The sequence below is a fragment of the Cellulosimicrobium cellulans genome, from assembly GCF_016907755.1.
Lineage (GTDB): Bacteria > Actinomycetota > Actinomycetes > Actinomycetales > Cellulomonadaceae > Cellulosimicrobium > Cellulosimicrobium cellulans_D.
In genome coordinates this window covers 3,477,431-3,493,851 of the sequence record NZ_JAFBCN010000001.1, presented here as the reverse complement: position 1 = coordinate 3,493,851, position 16,421 = coordinate 3,477,431, and the positions used below count along the sequence as shown (strand labels likewise).

The window sequence follows — 16,421 nt, the reverse complement described above, 5'->3', positions numbered from 1 at the left end:
CGGGGCCCCTCCACCGTACGCCGGACCGGTCAGCCGACGAGCGCCGGCGTCGGCTCCTCCGGGGACGGCAGGATGCGGCGCAGCACGTCGGCGAGCGTCACGACGCCGACGAACCGCCCGCCGTCCATGACGATCGCGAGCTGCTCGCTCGACTCGCGCATGCGCGCGAGCGCGGCGTGCACGGTCGTCCCCGACGCGAGCACGAACCCGGGACGCGCGAGCTCCCCGGCGAGCCGGTCGTCGGGCTCCAGGAGCGTGTCGCGCACGTGCACGACCTTCGGGACGACGCTCCCGTTCTGGACGAGGATCCGCAGGTGCCCCGACCGGGCCGACGCGGCACGCACGTCCGCGGCCGTGGCCGTCGCGGGGACCGACGTCGGGCGGCCCTCGGCCGGCACGAGCGCGTCGACCGTGAGGGTCTCGAGCTCGATGACGCCCGAGATCTGCACGCGGTACGACGCCTCGAGCGCACCGACGTTCGCCGAGTGCTCGACGAGGTGGCGCAGGGTCGCGGGATCCTGCCCGCCGCCCTCGACGTTCTCGACGGGCTCGACGCCCACGGCCCGCACGCAGCGGTTCGCGAGCGCGTTGAGCCAGCGCAGGAGCGGACGGAACGCCCACATGAACCCGCGCATCGGGAGCGCCAGCAGGGTGGCCGAGCGCTCCGGGTGGGCGATCGCCCACGACTTGGGCGCCATCTCCCCGATGACGAGGTGCAGGAACGTCACGATGACGAGCGCGAGCACGAAGCCCGCGACGTCGGCGGCCCACAGGGGCGCGCCCCAGGTCTCGAAGACCGGGGTGAGCCAGTGGTGCACCGCGGGCTTGGTGATGGCGCCGAGCGCGAGGGTGCACGCCGTGATGCCGAGCTGGGCGCCCGCCATGAGCAGGGTCAGCTCGTTCGAGCTGCGCAGCGCCGCGCGCGCGGCGCGGCTGGTCGGAGCGGCGTCCTCGAGGCGGTGCCGCTTGGCGCCGAGGAGCGCGAACTCCACGGCGACGAAGAACGCGCTGAGCGCGATGATCGCGACGGTCGCCACGACGACGACCCAGGGGTTGCTCATCGGGTCTCCTTCGCTGCGTCCGCCGGGTGGGCAGCCTCGTGCGTGGTGGGGTGTGCGACGTCCACGGCCGGGGCGTCGCCCCGCTGCTCGACCAGCCGGACGCGCACGAGGCGCGGCACGTGCCGCTCGACAGACAGGACGTCGACCACGAGCGTGCGGTGCACGGGCTCGTCGTGGACGAGGTCGGCCGGGTCGTCCGGCAGCGGGACCTCGATCGTGTCGCCCGCGCGGGGCAGGGCGCCGTGCTGGGCGATGAGGAGCCCGGAGACCGTCTCGTGGTCGCCGCGCGGCAGGTCGTGCCCGAGCGCGCGCTCCGCCTCGTCGACGTGGACGTCGCCGCCCATGACCCACACGCCGTCGTCCTCGGCCGTGACCGTGACGGGCTGCTCCGGGTCGTGCTCGTCGGTGATCTCGCCCACGAGCTCCTCGGCGAGGTCCTCGACCGTGAGCACGCCGGTGAAGCCGCCGTACTCGTCGATGACGCACGCGAGCTGGTTGCGCGTGGAGTTGAGCTGCCCGAGCGCGTCGGGCAGCGTCATGGTCGTCGGCAGCACGACGGCCGGTCGCATGAGATCGGTGACGGGCGCGTCGTCGGGCAGGTCGGTCGCCAGGACGTCGGCGAGCTGGACGACGCCGAGCGGCTGGTCCGTCTCGTCGACCACGGGGTAGCGGGTGTGGGCGCGGGCCATGAGCTCGCGGACCTCGGCGACGGTCGCCTCGGGGCGGACCGTCCCGACGCGCGAGCGCGGGATCATCGCGTGCTCGACGTCCCGCTGGGGGAAGTCGAGGATGCGGTCGAGCAGCACGGACAGCTCGTCGGGCAGGTCCCCGCTCTCGCGCGAGTCGGCCACGATGTGCTCGAGGTCGCGCGCGGTCGCGGTGTTGTCGACGTCGTGCACCGGCTCGATCTTGAGCAGGCGCAGCAGGGCGTTGGACGCCTTGTCGAAGACCGCGATGAGCCAGCCGAACACCGTGAGGTAGGCGGTCGTGGAACGGGCCAGGCCCTTCGCGAGCGGCTCGGCCCGCGCGATGGCGAGGTTCTTGGGGAACAGCTCGCCGAAGAGCATCTGGATGATCGTCGACAGCACGAGGGCGAGGACGGTGCCCACGACCACGCCGACGCCCGTGGGGACGCCCACGCCGCCGAGCATCGTGCCCAACGACTCGCCGATGAGCGGCTCGGCCACGTAGCCGACGAGCAGGCCCGTCACGGTGATCCCGAGCTGGGCCCCGGACAGGACGAAGGAGGTGCGCCGGGTGACGGCGAGCGCGCGCCGGGCCGACTCGTCGCCGGCCTCCGCCTTGGCCCCCAGGCGGGAGCGGTCGACGGTCATGTAGGCGAACTCCTGGGCGACGAAGTACGCCGTCGCCGCCGTGATCGCGAGAACCACGAGGAGACCGAGCAGGAGGGAGAGGAAGGTCGTCATCGTGCCCGCACCGCCCTCCGGTCGTCGGGGACGCGCAGGTGCGTCCGCTCGCTGCCGGGGCCGGTGCGGCCGGGACTATGGTCGGGGTCGTCGGCCGCGGGGGCCTCGAGAGTCGTGTCTTCCACGGCACTCCCAACGCAGGACGGTCCCGGATCGTTCCCGCGGGCGCGTCGGGCCGCGCGGACACGTCCGGTAGGGTCGTCCGCGATGTCCAGCCAGAGCCCCGACCGGTCCGTGCCGTCCACCGACGAGCACCCCACCGGCGCACCCCGCAAGCCCCGCGTCCTCGTGCTGTTCGGCGGCCGCTCCGGCGAGCACGCCATCTCCGCCGCGACCGCCGCGGGCGTGCTGCGCGCGATCGACCGCTCGCGGTACGACGTCGTCCCGGTCGGGATCACGCCGACGGGGGAGTGGGTCCTCGCGGCCGACGAGCCCGCGCGCTGGGAGATCACGGAGGGGCGCCTGCCGCAGGTCGAGCCGACCGGCGAGGAGGTCATCCTGCCGCTGTCGACCGGGCGCCGGGAGCTGCGCGTCCTCACCCCGGGCGACGTCCCGCGCGTGCTCGGCGAGGTGGACGTCGTCTTCCCGCTGCTCCACGGCCCGTACGGCGAGGACGGCACGCTCCAGGGGATGCTCGAGCTCGCCGACGTCCGCTACGTCGGCGCGGGCGTCCTGGCCTCCGCCGTCGGCATGGACAAGCACTTCATGAAGCTCGTGCTCGCCGGCGAGGGGCTGCCCGTCTCCCCGTACACCGTGATCCGCCCGGGCGCGTTCGAGCGCGACCCCGAGGCGTGGACGCAGACCGTGGCGGCCCTCGGCCTGCCCGTGTTCGTCAAGCCCGCGCGCGCGGGTTCGAGCCTCGGCATCTCCAAGGTCGACGACCTCGCAGACCTGCCCGCCGCCATCGCCGCCGCGCAGGAGCACGATCCCAAGGTGATCGTCGAGGCGGGCGTCGTCGGCCGCGAGATCGAGTGCGCCGTCCTCGGGGGCCGCGGCGGTGCGCGCCCGCGCGCGTCGCTGCCCGGCGAGATCGTCGTCACGGGCGAGGCGCACGACTTCTACGACTTCGAGGCCAAGTACCTCGACGAGGCCGGGGTCGAGCTGTCGTGCCCGGCCGACCTGCCCGAGCACCTCGTGGAGCGCGTGCGCGAGATCGCGATCCGGACGTTCGAGGCGGTCGGCGCGGAGGGCCTCTCGCGGGTCGACGTCTTCGTCACGCCCGACGAGCAGGTCGTCGTCAACGAGATCAACACGATGCCCGGCTTCACGCCCTTCTCGATGTACCCGCGCATGTGGGAGAAGTCGGGGCTGAGCTACCCCGAGCTCATCGACGAGCTCGTCGCGCTCGCGCTCGAGCGGCCCACCGGCCTGCGCTGACCCCTCCGCGACGACCCGCCGGGCTCAGCCGACGTCGCCCGTACCGACGCACGCGCGCGTCTGCGGGACCTCCATGACCGCACGGCCCAGGTCCGCGATGAACGACGTGGAGTGGTCCTCGGTCACGGCCGGCGGCACGACGACCTGCACCGCGGGGTCGCGCCCGTAGGTCGTGAACGTCCACGTGCCCTCGTCCTCGACGACGAGCCAGTCCACGGTGCCGCCGTCGGACTCGACGCTCTGGCACGTCGTCGTCGTCGGTCCGGGCACCTCGACGCCGCACCGCAGCGTCACCGCGGCGCCCGGCTCGCCCCAGGCCGCGGTGGCCTGGCTCGTCGTGCCGACCTTCGCCAGGTCCTCGCCGAGGGTCTCCGGCAGCGCGAGCACGACGTCCGCGCACAGCGGGTTCTGGGCGTCGTCCGCCACCGGGACGCCGATGCTCGGTGCGCACGCGGCGGTCGCCGCGACGACGCCGAGGAGCGCCGGCACGGCGACGGTCCGGGTCAGGGGGCGCGACCGGCGGGGCCGGGACGGACCGGGGCGGGTGGACGGCGAGGCGGGAGGGACGGCGTCGAGCACGCGACCACCGTAGCGGCCCGCGGAGGGTGCCCGTGACCGCCCGGGCGGCGACTAGGGTGGCGGCGTGAGCGAGACGCCCCTGCTGGTCCGCGACGTGCCCGAGGAGGCGCTCCTCGCCCGGATCTTCCCTCTGCTGCCCACCGCGCCGACCACCCTCGTCGGGCCGGGGGACGACTGCGCCGTCGTCGCGGCGCCGGACGGCCGCTACGTCGTGTCGACCGACGTCCTCGTCGAGGACCGGCACTTCCGGCGGCGCTGGTCCTCCGGGTACGACGTCGGGTGGCGTGCCGCGGTGCAGAACCTCGCCGACGTGGTGTCGATGGGCGCGCGCCCTGCGGCGCTCGTCGTCTCGCTCGTCATGCCGGGCGACCTGCCCGTCGACTGGGTCACCGGCCTCGCGCGAGGGCTCGCCGACGCCTGCGCGCCCCTCGGTGCCGCGGTCGTCGGCGGGGACCTCTCAGGAGGGGACCAGGTCGTCGTCGCGGTCACCGTCCACGGCGACCTCGAGGGCCGCGAGCCTGTGCTGCGCTCCGGCGCCCGCGAGGGCGACGTCGTCGCCCTCGCGGGGAGCCTGGGCCGGTCAGCGGCAGGTCTCGCGCTGCTCGACGCCGACCGGGCGGACCTCGACGACACGCTCGTCCTCGCGCACCTGCGTCCCGACCCTCCGCTCGCCGCGGGGCCCGTGGCCGCCGACGCCGGCGCGACGGCGATGATGGACGTGTCCGACGGGCTGCTGCGGGACGCGGGACGGATGGCGCGGGCCAGCGGCGTCGTCGTGGACCTGGAGCTCGCCGCTCTGCGTGCGGACCGCGACCGCCTGCGCGCGGTGGCGGCCGCGCTCGACGGCGCGCGCGAGGACGCCGCGAGCGGGGACGGCGACGCCGCGACGGACGGCGACGCCGGGGCGGACGTCGGCGACCTCGCCGAGGGCTGGGTGCTGTCGGGAGGCGAGGACCACGCGCTGCTCGCGACGTTCCCCGCCGACGCCGACCTGCCCGACGCGTTCCGGGCGATCGGCACGGTGCGCACCGTGGACGGCGACGGCGCCGGCGTGCGGGTCGACGGGCGCGTCGCGCACCGCGCGACGGGATGGGACCACTTCCGCGCCTGAGCGCGGTGGTCAGCCCCGGCGGTAGCGGACGGCGGTGAGGTCCTTGCCGCCGATGTCGTCACGGCGCTCGACGCCGTCCGGCGTGAAGCCGTGGCGACGGTAGAAGCGGCGCGCGCGCTCCGCGTCCTCGAGGACCCAGAGCGTGACGGTCGTGCCGGGACGCACCTCGCCGAGCATGGTGCGCATGAGGTCGCGCGCGACGCCGCGCCCCCAGGACTCGGGGTCCAGGTAGATGGCGAAGATCTCGAGGTCGCCCGGCTCGGCGTCCTCGTCGCGGCTGGGACCGAGGGTGGCGAAGCCGATCGTGCGCCCGTCGGCGTCGGCGAGCCACGTGCGGGCGCCGGGGGTCGCGAGGCTCTGGACCCAGTGCTGCTCGCGCTGGTCGTGGTCGAGCGAGGCCAGGTACTCGTCGGGCACGATACCGGCGTACGCGCCCCTCCAGGACGCGATGTGCACGGCTGCGATGGCGCTCGCGTCCGCGGGAGCGGCCGGGCGGATGGTTACCTCGCTCAGTTCCGTCACCATGCACAAAGACTGCCACCGCGGCCCGGATCCGCCAAACCGGTTTGTCCCGATCTTCAGGAGATCTCCGCATCTCGAGGACCGGCGGTCACCGGTCCGACGTGCAGAGACGACGAGAGCGCCTGCCGGATCCGGCAGACGCTCTCGTCACGGTCTCGCGATGCTCAGGCGGGACGGGTGACCTTCCCGGCCTTGAGGCAGGAGGTGCACACGTTGAGACGCTTGGGCGTCCCCGCGACCACGGCGCGCACGCGCTGGATGTTCGGGTTCCAGCGGCGCTTCGTCCGGATGTGGGAGTGCGAGATGCTGTGCCCGAAGCCCGGGCCCTTGCCGCAGACGTCGCAGTTGGCAGCCACGGTTTCTCCTGATCGTCGTGCACGTCGCGCACGCAGCGGCGACGTCCTGAATGGTCTGTAGGGTGTCTCGCCCGGTGTTCCTCGGCGGCTCCTCGACGGTGTCGAGGGCGCGCGAAGCACCCGGGCAACCTCGTCAGGGTAGCCGATCCGAGGGCCCGAGCTCAAACCGGGCGCTCGTCACACTCTCGGACGGCCAGCATGGCCCACCGCGCGCCCCGGCGGCGCGCGCGGTTGACTACCGTGGTCCCGACGGCCCGCGGTGCCGTCCGACCGCCCGGCCGACCGGCCCGGTCGCCCCCGAGTGCGAGGAGCCGGACCGACGTGAGCCCCGGAGCCGACGTGGTCGACGCCGTCGCCGTCGTCGCGTGGGGCCACGGTGGCGTCCGCGCGCTCGCCGCCGCGCGCGAGTCGCTCGACCGCGTGAACGTCTTCCCCGTCGCGGACGCGGACACGGGCACCAACATGTACCTCACGCTCCTCGACGCGGTCCGCGCGCTGCCTGCCGGCGACGCGGCGGGAGCGGCCGACGAGGGCACGGCGGGCGGCGCCGGCGACCTGCTTGTGCGCCTGGCCCGAGGCGCCCTCGTCGGTGCGCGCGGCAACTCGGGCGTCATCCTCAGCGAGTACCTCCGCGGGCTCGCGCTCGCGCTCGCCGAGCACCGGACCGTGACCGGTGCCGCGCTCGCGACCGGCCTCGACCACGCCGCCCGCACCGCCCGCGGAGCGGTGGCCCGCCCCGCGCCCGGCACGATCCTCACGGCGGCCGACGCCGCCGCCCGCGCGGCCGGGGCCGCGACGGAGGGTCCCGGCGCCTCCTCGCCCGCGGTCGTCGCGGCCGCGGCCCGGGACGGGGCGCGGGCCGCGGCGCTGCGCAGCACCGGCGAGCTCGACGTGCTCGCCCGGGCGCAGGTCCTGGACGCCGGAGCCCTCGGCCTGGTGCTCGTCCTCGGCGCGCTCGTCGCGGCGCTCGACGCCCGCGCCCCGGGGTCCGCACCGGGGGACGACGCCGCGGCCTCCGGCACCGTCCCGGTCCGCGCGCTCGGCGGGCACGACGACGCCCGGTCCGCGGGGGCGGGCGTGTCGGAGGTGCTCGGCATGATGGCCGGCATGGTGCCGGTGCCGGGCTCGCCCGGGGCGGCGGGCGCCGGACCGCAGGCCGACCACGAGGGGGGCGAGTTCGAGGTGATGTACGTGGTCGACGTCCCGGTGGGCGGCCCGGCGCACCCCGCGGGCGGGCCCGTCGCGGACCCCGCCGAGCCCCTGCGTGCGGAGCTCGCGCGGATCGGCGACTCCGTCGTCGTGGTGGGCGGTCCGGGGGACCACGGCTCGGGCCTCTGGCAGGCGCACGTCCACACCGACGACCCGATGGCCGCGGTCGCCGTCGGGCGTGCCGCGCTCGCGACCGTGCGGTCCGCGCGGGACGACCGCACGGAGGACCCGACGCCCACGGCGGGGGACGACGTGGTGCTGCGCCAGGTGCGGGTCCGGCACCTCCCGGGGCGCCACGAGCAGGGCCACGTCCTGGACACCGCTGCCGACGGGCCGCACGACGCCGAGGCGGGCGCACCCGCGGCGGCGGGCGGCCCGGGGCTGGTCGCGGTGACGGCGGCGCCCGGGCTCGTCGCGGACCTCGCCCGGGCGGGCGCCGTCGTGCTGCTGCGGGAGGGCCCCGGCCCGCTCGACCTGACCGCCCTGCGCCGTGTCGCGGTCGACGCCCGCGCGACGCACGTCGCGCTCCTGCCCGGTGCGGACCTCGCCGAGGACGACGTCGCAGCCCTGCGCGCGACCCTGCGCGACGACGGGGTCGAGACGCTCGAGGTGCTGCCCGCGTCGACCGACGTGCACGTCGCGGTGGCGCTCGCCGCCGCCCAGCTCGTGGAGCCCGCTGCCGCGCAGCGGCTCGACGCGGCCCGCTCGGCGCTCGCCGCCGTCCGGTGGGCCCGTCTCGGCGCCACGGGGGTGCCCGCGTCGGAGCTGGTGCAGCGGCTGACGGACCTGCTCCGACCGCTCCTGGCGCCCCTCGGCGCGCTCGTCACGGTGCTCGCCGACGACGACGTGCCGGCCGTGGCCCTCGACGCGCTCGCGGCGCACGCTACCGAGGGCGGCGCCGAGGTCGTGCTCCTGCGCTCGGGGCGCGACGGCGGTGTGGTGACGGTCGCCGTCGAGGGGCCGGAGGCCGAGGGCGACGACAGGGAGGACACCGTGGAGGCCGAGCGATGAGCGACCGCCTGTCCGAGCCGCTGACCCGCGCGGTCGGCACGCGCAGCGCGGGCCCGCTGGCGAAGCTGGGCCTCGAGACCGTCGGGGACCTCTTGCGCCACTACCCCCGACGCTACGGGGACCCGGGGCGCCTCACGGACCTCGGGGGCCTCGCGCTCGGCGAGCACGTGACGATCGTCGCGCAGGTCCGCAGCGCGACCGTCCGGCGCATGCGCAACCGTGCGGGCGCGATCCTCGAGGCGGTCGTGACCGACGGCCCGCAGCAGCTCTCGCTCACGTTCTTCGCCAAGAGCCCGAACGTCCTGCGCTACCACGAGCAGCGGCTCGCCCCGGGACGGCACGGGCTCTTCACGGGGGTGGTCGGGCTGTACCGCGGCACGCGGCAGCTCACGCACCCCGACTACAAGATCATCGGGGTCGACGACGACGCCGAGGACGCGGAGAGCGCCGTGCTCGAGGCGAGCCGGCCCATCCCCATCTACCCCGCGAGCGCGAGCATCCCGAGCTGGAAGATCCAGCCCGCGGTGCGCACCGTGCTCGACCCGCTCCGCGAGGAGGACGTCCCGGACCCGCTGCCGGACGCCGTCCGCGAGCGGCACGGGCTCGGGACGCGGCTCGAGGCGCTGCGCGACGTGCACGAGCCCTACGACGAGAAGCAGTGGCGGCGGGGCCGCGACCGGCTGCGGTACGAGGAGGCGTTCGTCCTGCAGGCGGCGCTCGCCCAACGCCGCGCCCGCGCCGCGGCCGAGCCGGCGACGGCCCGCCCTCCCCGCGGACCGGGGGAGCCGAGCATCCTCGCCGACTTCGACGCCGCCCTCCCGTTCACGCTGACGACGGGCCAGCGTGAGGTCGGGGCGGAGATCGCGGCGGACCTCGCGCTCGCGCGGCCCATGCAGCGGCTCCTGCAGGGCGAGGTGGGCTCTGGGAAGACGGTCGTCGCGCTGCGCGCCATGCTCCAGGTGATCGACGCCGGCGGGCAGGCGGCGCTCCTGGCCCCGACCGAGGTGCTCGCCGCGCAGCACGCGCGCACCCTGCGCGCGCTGCTCGGGCCGCTCGCGGAGGGCGGGTTCCTCGGGGGCGCCGAGCACGGGACGCGTGTGGCGCTCCTCACGGGGTCGCTCGGCGCCGCCGCCCGCAAGGAGGCCCTGCTGGACGCTGCGAGCGGGGCGGCGGGGATCGTCGTCGGCACGCACGCGCTGCTGTCCGAGAACGTGCAGTTCGCCGACCTCGGCCTCGTCGTCGTGGACGAGCAGCACCGGTTCGGGGTCGAGCAGCGCGACGCCCTGCGTGCCAAGGCCCGCACGGCCCCGCACCTGCTCGTCATGACCGCGACCCCCATCCCGCGGACCGTCGCGATGACCGTGTTCGGCGACCTCGAGACGTCGTCGCTCACGGAGATCCCGGCCGGACGCGCGGGCATCACGACCCACGTCGTGCCCGCCGGCAACGAGGCCTGGATGGAGCGCACCTGGGCGCGCGTGCGCGAGGAGGTCGACGCCGGGCACCGCGCGTACGTGGTGTGCGCGCGCATCCATCCGGACGAGCCGGACGCGGAGGGGCCGCCCACGGGGACCGACGACTTCGACGAGGTGCCCGACTTCCTCCTCGATCCCGACGCCCCGGACGCCTCGGACCGCGCGCCCCTGCGGGCCGTGCTCGAGGTCGCCGAGGAGCTGCGCGGCCACCCGCGGCTCGCGGGGCTCGACGTCGGGGTGCTGCACGGGCAGATGGCCCCGGCGGACAAGGACGCCGTGATGGCCGACTTCGCGTCCGGCGCCGTCCAGGTCCTCGTCTCGACGACCGTCGTCGAGGTCGGCGTCGACGTCCCCGAGGCGACGGCGATGGTCGTGCTCGACGCGGACCGGTTCGGGATCTCCCAGCTCCACCAGCTCCGCGGGCGCGTCGGCCGCGGCTCCGCGGCCGGGCTGTGCCTGCTCGTCTCGACCGCGCAGCCCGGCACGCCCGCCGCGACCCGCGTCGAGACCCTCGCGCGCACCACCGACGGGTTCGAGCTCGCGACCGTCGACCTCGAGCTGCGCAGCGAGGGGGACGTCCTCGGCGCCGCGCAGTCGGGGCGTGCGAGCTCCCTACGGCTCCTGCGCGTCGTCAAGGATGCCGACGTCATCGCGACCGCGCGCACCGACGCGGCCGCCGTCGTGGCGGAGGACCCCGACCTGACCGACCACCCCGTGCTCGCCGCCGCGATCCGCGACCAGCTCGACCCCGAGCGCGAGGAGTTCCTCGAACGAGCGTGACGGGGGAGAGCGACCGCCTCCGCCCGGGTCGCGGTCCGGTCGCGCCGCGGCCGGGCGCGTCGCGACGGAGGTGCCGCGTGCGTCGCGCGCCGCGACCCGTGCGTAGGGTGGGCGCGTGACGAGGATCGTGGCGGGAACAGTCGGTGGGCGCACCCTGCAGGTCCCGCCCCGCGGGACGCGGCCGACGAGCGAGCGCGTCCGCGAGGCGATCTTCTCCCGGCTCGAGCACCTCGGTGTCGTCGTCGACGCGCACGTCCTCGACCTCTACGCCGGCTCGGGCGCGCTCGGACTGGAGGCCGCGAGCCGCGGCGCCGCCGACGTGACGCTCGTCGACTCCGCCCGGGTCGCCGCCGACGTCGCCCGGCGCAACGTCGCGACCCTCGGCCTGTCGAACGTGCACGTCGTCGCGCAACCCGCCGAGACGTTCGTCGCCGGCGTGGCCGCGGACGCGGCGCAGCGGGCGGCGGTCGGCGGGGCGGACGGGAAGCCGACCGGTCGCGCGTCCCGTGGCCCGTACCACCTCGTGCTCGTCGACCCGCCGTACGACGTCACCGCAGAGGCCCTCGAGCGCGTGCTCGCCCACCTCGCGGTGCCTGGTGTCCTCGACCCGGCCGCCGTCGTCGTCGTCGAGCGCTCGACCCGCACCCCCGAGCCGGCCTGGCCGTCGGGCTGGGAGGTCGTCGCGCGCAAGGACTACGGCGAGACGACGGTGTACTTCGTCGGCCCCGAGCTCCCCGACGAGACGTAGACCCACGCGCCGAAGGAGCTCGCCCCGGCGGGATGGACCCCTCGCTCCGGCCGAGCGTGCGGTCGTCGCCCGTCCCCGGCGCGGAACGGCGGTCGCGGCAGACGCTGCCGTCAGGTCAGGGGCGCGGAGGTCTCGTCGGGGGAGAGGAGGCCGACGGGGACGGTCGCGAGGGCTGCGGGGTCGGCCGGGTCGACGAGCGCGACGCGGTCCCCGGACGCGGCGTCGAGCAGGCGCTGGGTCGCGGCGTCGTCGGCCAGCGCGCCCTCGCTCGCGCGGAGGTTCTCCGCGAGGAAGGCACGCAGGGGCGCTGCCGGGACGTCGTCGGGCGTGCCCGGGCCCAGCGGGAACGACACGAGGAGGAGCGCCGGGACGCGCTCGCCGCCGGGGCCGTCGCCGGGCTGGAAGTAGGGGAGCGCGAGGACGCGCGCGCCGAGCCGCGCGTAGAAGCGCAGCCGGGCGACGGGGTCGCCGTGCGCCTCGCTGCCGGCGTGGTGGGCCGGGTGCTCGACCTCCCCGACGACGAGGAGCGGGTCGAGCGTGCGCCAGTCGGCGAGCGCCGCGGCGACGAGCCGGCCGCCGACCCCGCCGCCGCGCCGGCCGGGCGCGATCGCGAGGTAGAGGACGAGGAGGACGCGCGCGTCGGGGAACCACTCGCCGACGACGCCGGCGACGACGCGCCCGTCCTCCACCACGCCGAGGCTGCGCAGGCGCCCGGTCGCGTGGTCGTCGAGGAGCTCGTCGACGTCCACGAGCTCGGCGGGCGGGAACGACGGCGCGAGCACGTCGTGGTGGAGCGAGCGCACCAGCTCGGGCGTGGTGAGCGGGACGACGACGGGTTCCTCCGGGGCGGTCACGCCGACCATCGTCGCGCGCGACGGAGATCCGCGCCCGCCCGGCCGCGCCGCCGCCGTCCGCGCGACGCCGTGTACTACCGTGACGAGGTGACCACAGCCGTCTGTCCCGGGTCGTTCGACCCGATCACCCTGGGCCACCTCGACATCGTCCGACGCGCCCGCGCGCTCTTCGACGAGGTCGTCGTCGGCGTCGCACGGAACGCGTCGAAGTCGGCGCTGCTGAGCGTCGACGAGCGCGTCGCGCTGGCCCGCGCGGCCGTCGAGGACGCCGGGCTGGCCGGGGTGCGCGTCGAGGTCGTGCCGGGGCTCCTGGTGGACTTCTGCCGCGAGACCGGGGCGGGCGCCGTGGTCAAGGGACTGCGCGGTGGCGCGGACTTCGACGCGGAGCTGCCGATGGCGCTCATGAACCGGCACCTGGCCGGCGTCGAGACCGTGTTCGTCGCGGGCGACGCCGCGCTCCTGCACGTCGCGTCGTCGCTCGTGAAGGACATCGCGCGGTACGGGGGGCCGGTGGACGACCTCGTCCCGCCGGGGGTGGGCGACGCCGTCCGTGCGGCGCTGGCACGGGTGCAGGGGAGCAGCAGGTGAGCACGACGGGAAGGACCGGGTACGTGAGCGAGCAGCAGGACCGGCGGGTGCCGCACGAGGACCGCGCGACGGAGGAGGCGCAGGTCGGGCTGAACGCGATCCTCGACGACCTGACGCACCTCGTGGAGACGGCGCGCGCGATGCCCATGTCGTCGTCGGTGCTGGTGCACAAGGGCGACGCCGTCGCGCTCCTGGACGAGCTGCGCGGCGCGCTGCCCGAGCAGCTCGCGCACGCGGACGAGGTGCTCGCCCAGGCGGACGCGGTGCTCGAGGATGCGCACCGGCAGGCGGAGGAGATCCTCACGACGGCGCGGGCGCGGGCGATCGAGCTCGTGCAGGCGGAGCAGGTCGTGGTCCAGGCGGAATCGCGGGCCCGCGAGATCGTCGACGAGGCCGACGAGGCCGCGGCGGTGCTCAGGCGTGACGCGGACGACTACTGCGACCGCAGGCTCGCGGACTTCGAGGTCGACCTCGGCAAGCTGCTCGCGCAGGTCCAGGGCGGGCGGGCGAAGCTCGCGGACCGCCTCGGGGGCCGTGTCGGCGAGCCGGAGGAGTCGCCGTTCCCGGCGACGATGCGCGAGCGCACAGGCGACCGGGCCGGCCGCTGACGCCCGCACCGGTCCGGGAGCGGCACGCCGCGGCAGGTGGCGGTCGAGCCGTCACGTGACGTAGGATCGATCTTTGGCTCGACGCATCACGCGTCGGCCTGTGCCTGGCAGTCGCCGTCGAGCGGCCGTCGGCCCCCGACCATCGTTGACCATCCGTCCGCGGGCCCCCACGCCCGCGGCCTCCGATCCTGGAGCGCGCCATCACCGCCGAGAAGACGTCGCCGCTCGTGCTCGACACGCACGAGCTCGGTCGGCGACCCGGGAGCATGCGGACGGTCGTCGCGACCGTCCCCGCGCCCGCCGACCTCGGTACCGCGGTCATCGGCATCCCCGAGGGCAGCGAGCTCGAGCTCGACCTGCGCCTCGAGGCCGTGATGGAGGGTGTGCTGGTCTCCGGGACGGTGACGGGGCACGCGGTCGGGGAGTGCGTGCGCTGCCTCGACACGGTCCACGAGGACGTCACGGTCGAGCTCGGCGAGCTGTTCGCCTACCCGGAGCGGGCGAAGGCCGCCCAGGAGTCGGGAGACGACCTGGAGGACGCCGAGGACGTGTACGACCTCGACGGCGACCTCGCGGACATCGAGCCCGCGCTACGGGATTCGGTCGTCACTGCACTACCATTCAGTCCGGTGTGCCGAGCGGACTGCCCGGGGCTGTGCTCCGAGTGCGGGGCGCGTCTGGCGGACGACCCGGGGCACACGCACGACCTTGCCGACCCTCGTTGGTCGGCGCTGGAGAGCATGTTCGACACCTCGAACGTGTCCGACGAGACGAAAGAGAGCTAGCCGTGGCTGTTCCGAAGCGCAAGATGTCGCGCAGCAACACCCGTGCGCGTCGTTCGCAGTGGAAGACGACCGCCGCGAACCTCACCACCTGCCCGCAGTGCAAGGGCGACAAGCTGTCGCACGCGGCGTGCCCGACGTGCGGTACCTACAAGGGCCGCCAGTACGCCGAGGCGCTGCGCACCGAGCACGCAGGCTGAGGCGCGTGGCACCGGCTGCACCGGCATCCGGTCTTCTCGAGAAGCTCGGGGTCCATCTGGACCCCGAGCTTCTCGTGCTTGCGCTCACGCACCGGTCGTTCGCGCACGAGAACGGCGGCATCCCCACGAACGAGCGTCTCGAGTTCCTCGGTGACACCGTCCTGGGCCTCGTCGTCACGGAGACCCTCTACCGCCGCCACCCCGACCTGTCCGAGGGCGAGCTCGCCAAGATGCGGGCGGCGACCGTCTCCCAGAAGTCGCTCGCCGCGATCGCGCGCCGGCTCGGCCTGGGGCAGTACGTGCTGCTCGGCAAGGGCGAGATCCGCACGCGCGGCAACGACAAGGACTCGATCCTGTCGGACACGGTCGAGGCGATCATCGGCGCGGTCTACCTGAGCCACGGGCTCGAGCCCGCACGGGGCCTCGTGCTCCGGCTCGTCGAGCCGACGCTGGCGGCCGCCGCGGGGCTCGGCGCCGGGCTCGACTGGAAGACGTCGCTCCAGGAGGCGGCCGCGGCCGCGGGGCTGAGCGCGCCCTCCTACTCGAGCGACGCCGTCGGGCCGGACCACGCGCGCGTCTTCACCTCGTACGTGCACCTCGACGGCCGGCTCTACGGGACCGGCAGCGGCACCGCGAAGAAGTACGCCGAGCAGGAGGCCGCCGAGCGCGCCTACCGTGCCCTGGCGACCGAGCGCGCGGAGCCGGAGCCGTCCGACGAGCGTGCGACCACGACGGTGGAGGCGGCCGAGGACGCCGGTGCCTGAGCTGCCCGAGGTCGAGACCGTCCGCGACGGCCTCGACCGCCACGTGCTGGGCTCGCGGGTCGTCGACGTCGAGGTGCTGCGCGACTACAGCGTGCGGCGCCACGACGGCGGCCCGGCCGACTTCCGGGACCAGCTCCTCGGCCAGCGGCTCGACGCCGCCGTGCGCCGCGGCAAGTTCCTCTGGCTCCCGCTCGTGCCCGGCGGGCCGACGGGTGGGCCCGACGACGGCCCCGCGGCCGCGCTGCTGGCCCATCTCGGGATGTCGGGCCAGCTCCTGGTGCGCTCGGGGCCCGGCCTCGGGGAGCGGTCGCCGCACCTGCGCGTGCGCCTCGTGCTCGAGCCCGACGGCGCCGGCCCGGCGGGCGCGCTCGCGCTCGACTTCGTCGACCAGCGCACGTTCGGGCACCTGTCCGTCCAGGACCTCGTGCCCACGCCCGACGGCGCCCCGGGCGGCCTCGGCTCCGACCTCGCCGCGGTGCCCGGCCCGGTCGCGCACATCGGTCGCGACCTCCTCGACCCCGCCCTGCGGCGCGACGACGTCGTGGACGCGATCCGCCGTCGTCGGACCGGCGTGAAGCGCGCGCTGCTCGACCAGACGGTCGTGTCCGGGGTGGGCAACATCTACGCCGACGAGGCGTTGTGGCGCGCCCGCCTGCACTTCGCGCGCGCCACGGACACGCTGCGCCGCCCGGAGGCGCACCGCCTGCTCGACGCCGCCGCCGAGGTGATGACGGAGGCGCTCGCGCAGGGCGGCACGAGCTTCGACGCGCTCTACGTCAACGTCAACGGGCAGTCCGGCTACTTCTCGCGCTCGCTCGCGGTGTACGGGCAGGAGGGCGAGCCGTGCCCGCGCTGCGGCACGCCGGTGCGCCGCGACGAGTTCATGAACCGCTCGTCCTACACGTGCCCGCGCTGCCAGCCGCGCCCCCGCAACGGCCGCTGGTAGTTCGTCGGTCCGCCCACCGCCGC

At 75.6% G+C, this 16,421-nt stretch carries 17 protein-coding genes; 11 read left to right on the top strand and 6 right to left on the bottom strand.

From position 1 onward, the window contains the following. Positions 1-29: 29 nt before the first annotated feature. The gene (locus tag JOE63_RS15300; RefSeq protein ID WP_204542452.1) at positions 30-1,061 is read right to left on the bottom strand and encodes a hemolysin family protein; all 1,032 of its coding nucleotides are present in this window, start codon (positions 1,059-1,061) and stop codon (positions 30-32) included. Continuing rightward, positions 1,058-2,488, bottom strand: a complete 1,431-nt coding sequence (locus tag JOE63_RS15295; protein WP_087469368.1) for a hemolysin family protein — start codon at positions 2,486-2,488, stop codon at positions 1,058-1,060. Before JOE63_RS15295 ends, JOE63_RS15300 begins: the two co-directional genes overlap by 4 nt. A gap of 207 nt (positions 2,489-2,695) precedes the next feature. On the opposite strand from JOE63_RS15295, the gene JOE63_RS15290 reads away from it, so the two are divergent. Next, a complete protein-coding gene (locus tag JOE63_RS15290) occupies positions 2,696-3,865 on the top strand; it encodes a D-alanine--D-alanine ligase family protein (RefSeq protein WP_087469367.1) in 1,170 nt (389 codons plus the stop codon). 24 nt (positions 3,866-3,889) lie between these two features. Here JOE63_RS15290 and JOE63_RS15285 read toward each other — a convergent pair whose 3' ends face one another. Further along, positions 3,890-4,444: a DUF3515 family protein gene (locus JOE63_RS15285; protein WP_307840140.1), complete on the bottom strand. Its 555-nt coding sequence runs from the start codon at positions 4,442-4,444 to the stop codon at positions 3,890-3,892. 64 nt (positions 4,445-4,508) lie between these two features. On the opposite strand from JOE63_RS15285, the gene JOE63_RS15280 reads away from it, so the two are divergent. Next, positions 4,509-5,555 carry a thiamine-phosphate kinase gene (locus JOE63_RS15280; protein ID WP_087469366.1) on the top strand — a complete coding sequence of 349 codons (1,047 nt, stop codon included), beginning with the start codon at positions 4,509-4,511 and terminating at the stop codon, positions 5,553-5,555. Between the two features lie 9 nt (positions 5,556-5,564). Here the strand turns inward: JOE63_RS15280 and JOE63_RS15275 are convergent, their stop codons facing one another. After that, positions 5,565-6,080, bottom strand: coding sequence for a GNAT family N-acetyltransferase (locus JOE63_RS15275; protein ID WP_053371462.1), 516 nt, complete (start codon positions 6,078-6,080; stop codon positions 5,565-5,567). A 161-nt stretch (positions 6,081-6,241) separates the two neighbouring features. Further along, positions 6,242-6,433, bottom strand: a complete 192-nt coding sequence (gene rpmB / locus JOE63_RS15270) for a 50S ribosomal protein L28 (protein ID WP_024840757.1) — start codon at positions 6,431-6,433, stop codon at positions 6,242-6,244. Positions 6,434-6,754: 321 nt separating this feature from the next. Between rpmB and JOE63_RS15265 the strand changes: the two genes are divergently transcribed. From JOE63_RS15265 to rsmD, 3 genes are all read left to right on the top strand, one after another. Beyond that, entirely contained in the window at positions 6,755-8,653 is a 1,899-nt protein-coding gene (locus JOE63_RS15265) for a DAK2 domain-containing protein (protein WP_167550991.1), read from the top strand. Further along, positions 8,650-10,908: an ATP-dependent DNA helicase RecG gene (locus JOE63_RS15260; protein ID WP_087469364.1), complete on the top strand. Its 2,259-nt coding sequence runs from the start codon at positions 8,650-8,652 to the stop codon at positions 10,906-10,908. Before JOE63_RS15265 ends, JOE63_RS15260 begins: the two co-directional genes overlap by 4 nt. 115 nt (positions 10,909-11,023) lie before the next feature. Next, positions 11,024-11,656, top strand: coding sequence for a 16S rRNA (guanine(966)-N(2))-methyltransferase RsmD (rsmD, locus tag JOE63_RS15255; RefSeq protein ID WP_204542450.1), 633 nt, complete (start codon positions 11,024-11,026; stop codon positions 11,654-11,656). 110 nt (positions 11,657-11,766) lie between these two features. On the opposite strand, the gene JOE63_RS15250 is transcribed toward rsmD, so the two are convergent. Next, the gene (locus JOE63_RS15250) at positions 11,767-12,510 is read right to left on the bottom strand and encodes a GNAT family N-acetyltransferase (protein WP_204542448.1); all 744 of its coding nucleotides are present in this window, start codon (positions 12,508-12,510) and stop codon (positions 11,767-11,769) included. A gap of 87 nt (positions 12,511-12,597) precedes the next feature. Here JOE63_RS15250 and coaD point away from each other — a divergent pair, with 87 nt between their 5' ends. From coaD to mutM, 6 genes are all read left to right on the top strand, one after another. Further along, positions 12,598-13,098, top strand: coding sequence for a pantetheine-phosphate adenylyltransferase (gene coaD / locus JOE63_RS15245; protein WP_087472432.1), 501 nt, complete (start codon positions 12,598-12,600; stop codon positions 13,096-13,098). 23 nt (positions 13,099-13,121) lie between these two features. After that, entirely contained in the window at positions 13,122-13,706 is a 585-nt protein-coding gene (locus JOE63_RS15240) for a hypothetical protein (protein ID WP_307840138.1), read from the top strand. Between the two features lie 227 nt (positions 13,707-13,933). Next, a complete protein-coding gene (locus JOE63_RS15235; RefSeq protein ID WP_307840137.1) occupies positions 13,934-14,491 on the top strand; it encodes a YceD family protein in 558 nt (185 codons plus the stop codon). A 2-nt stretch (positions 14,492-14,493) separates the two neighbouring features. Then, positions 14,494-14,688: a 50S ribosomal protein L32 gene (gene rpmF, locus JOE63_RS15230; RefSeq protein WP_021482203.1), complete on the top strand. Its 195-nt coding sequence runs from the start codon at positions 14,494-14,496 to the stop codon at positions 14,686-14,688. A gap of 5 nt (positions 14,689-14,693) precedes the next feature. Beyond that, on the top strand, positions 14,694-15,452 hold the full coding sequence (gene rnc / locus JOE63_RS15225) for a ribonuclease III (protein WP_204542446.1): 759 nt from the start codon (positions 14,694-14,696) through the stop codon (positions 15,450-15,452). Next, complete coding sequence (gene mutM, locus JOE63_RS15220; RefSeq protein ID WP_204542445.1) at positions 15,445-16,398, top strand: bifunctional DNA-formamidopyrimidine glycosylase/DNA-(apurinic or apyrimidinic site) lyase; 954 nt, start codon at positions 15,445-15,447, stop codon at positions 16,396-16,398. Before rnc ends, mutM begins: the two co-directional genes overlap by 8 nt. The last annotated feature ends 23 nt before the right edge of the window (positions 16,399-16,421 follow it).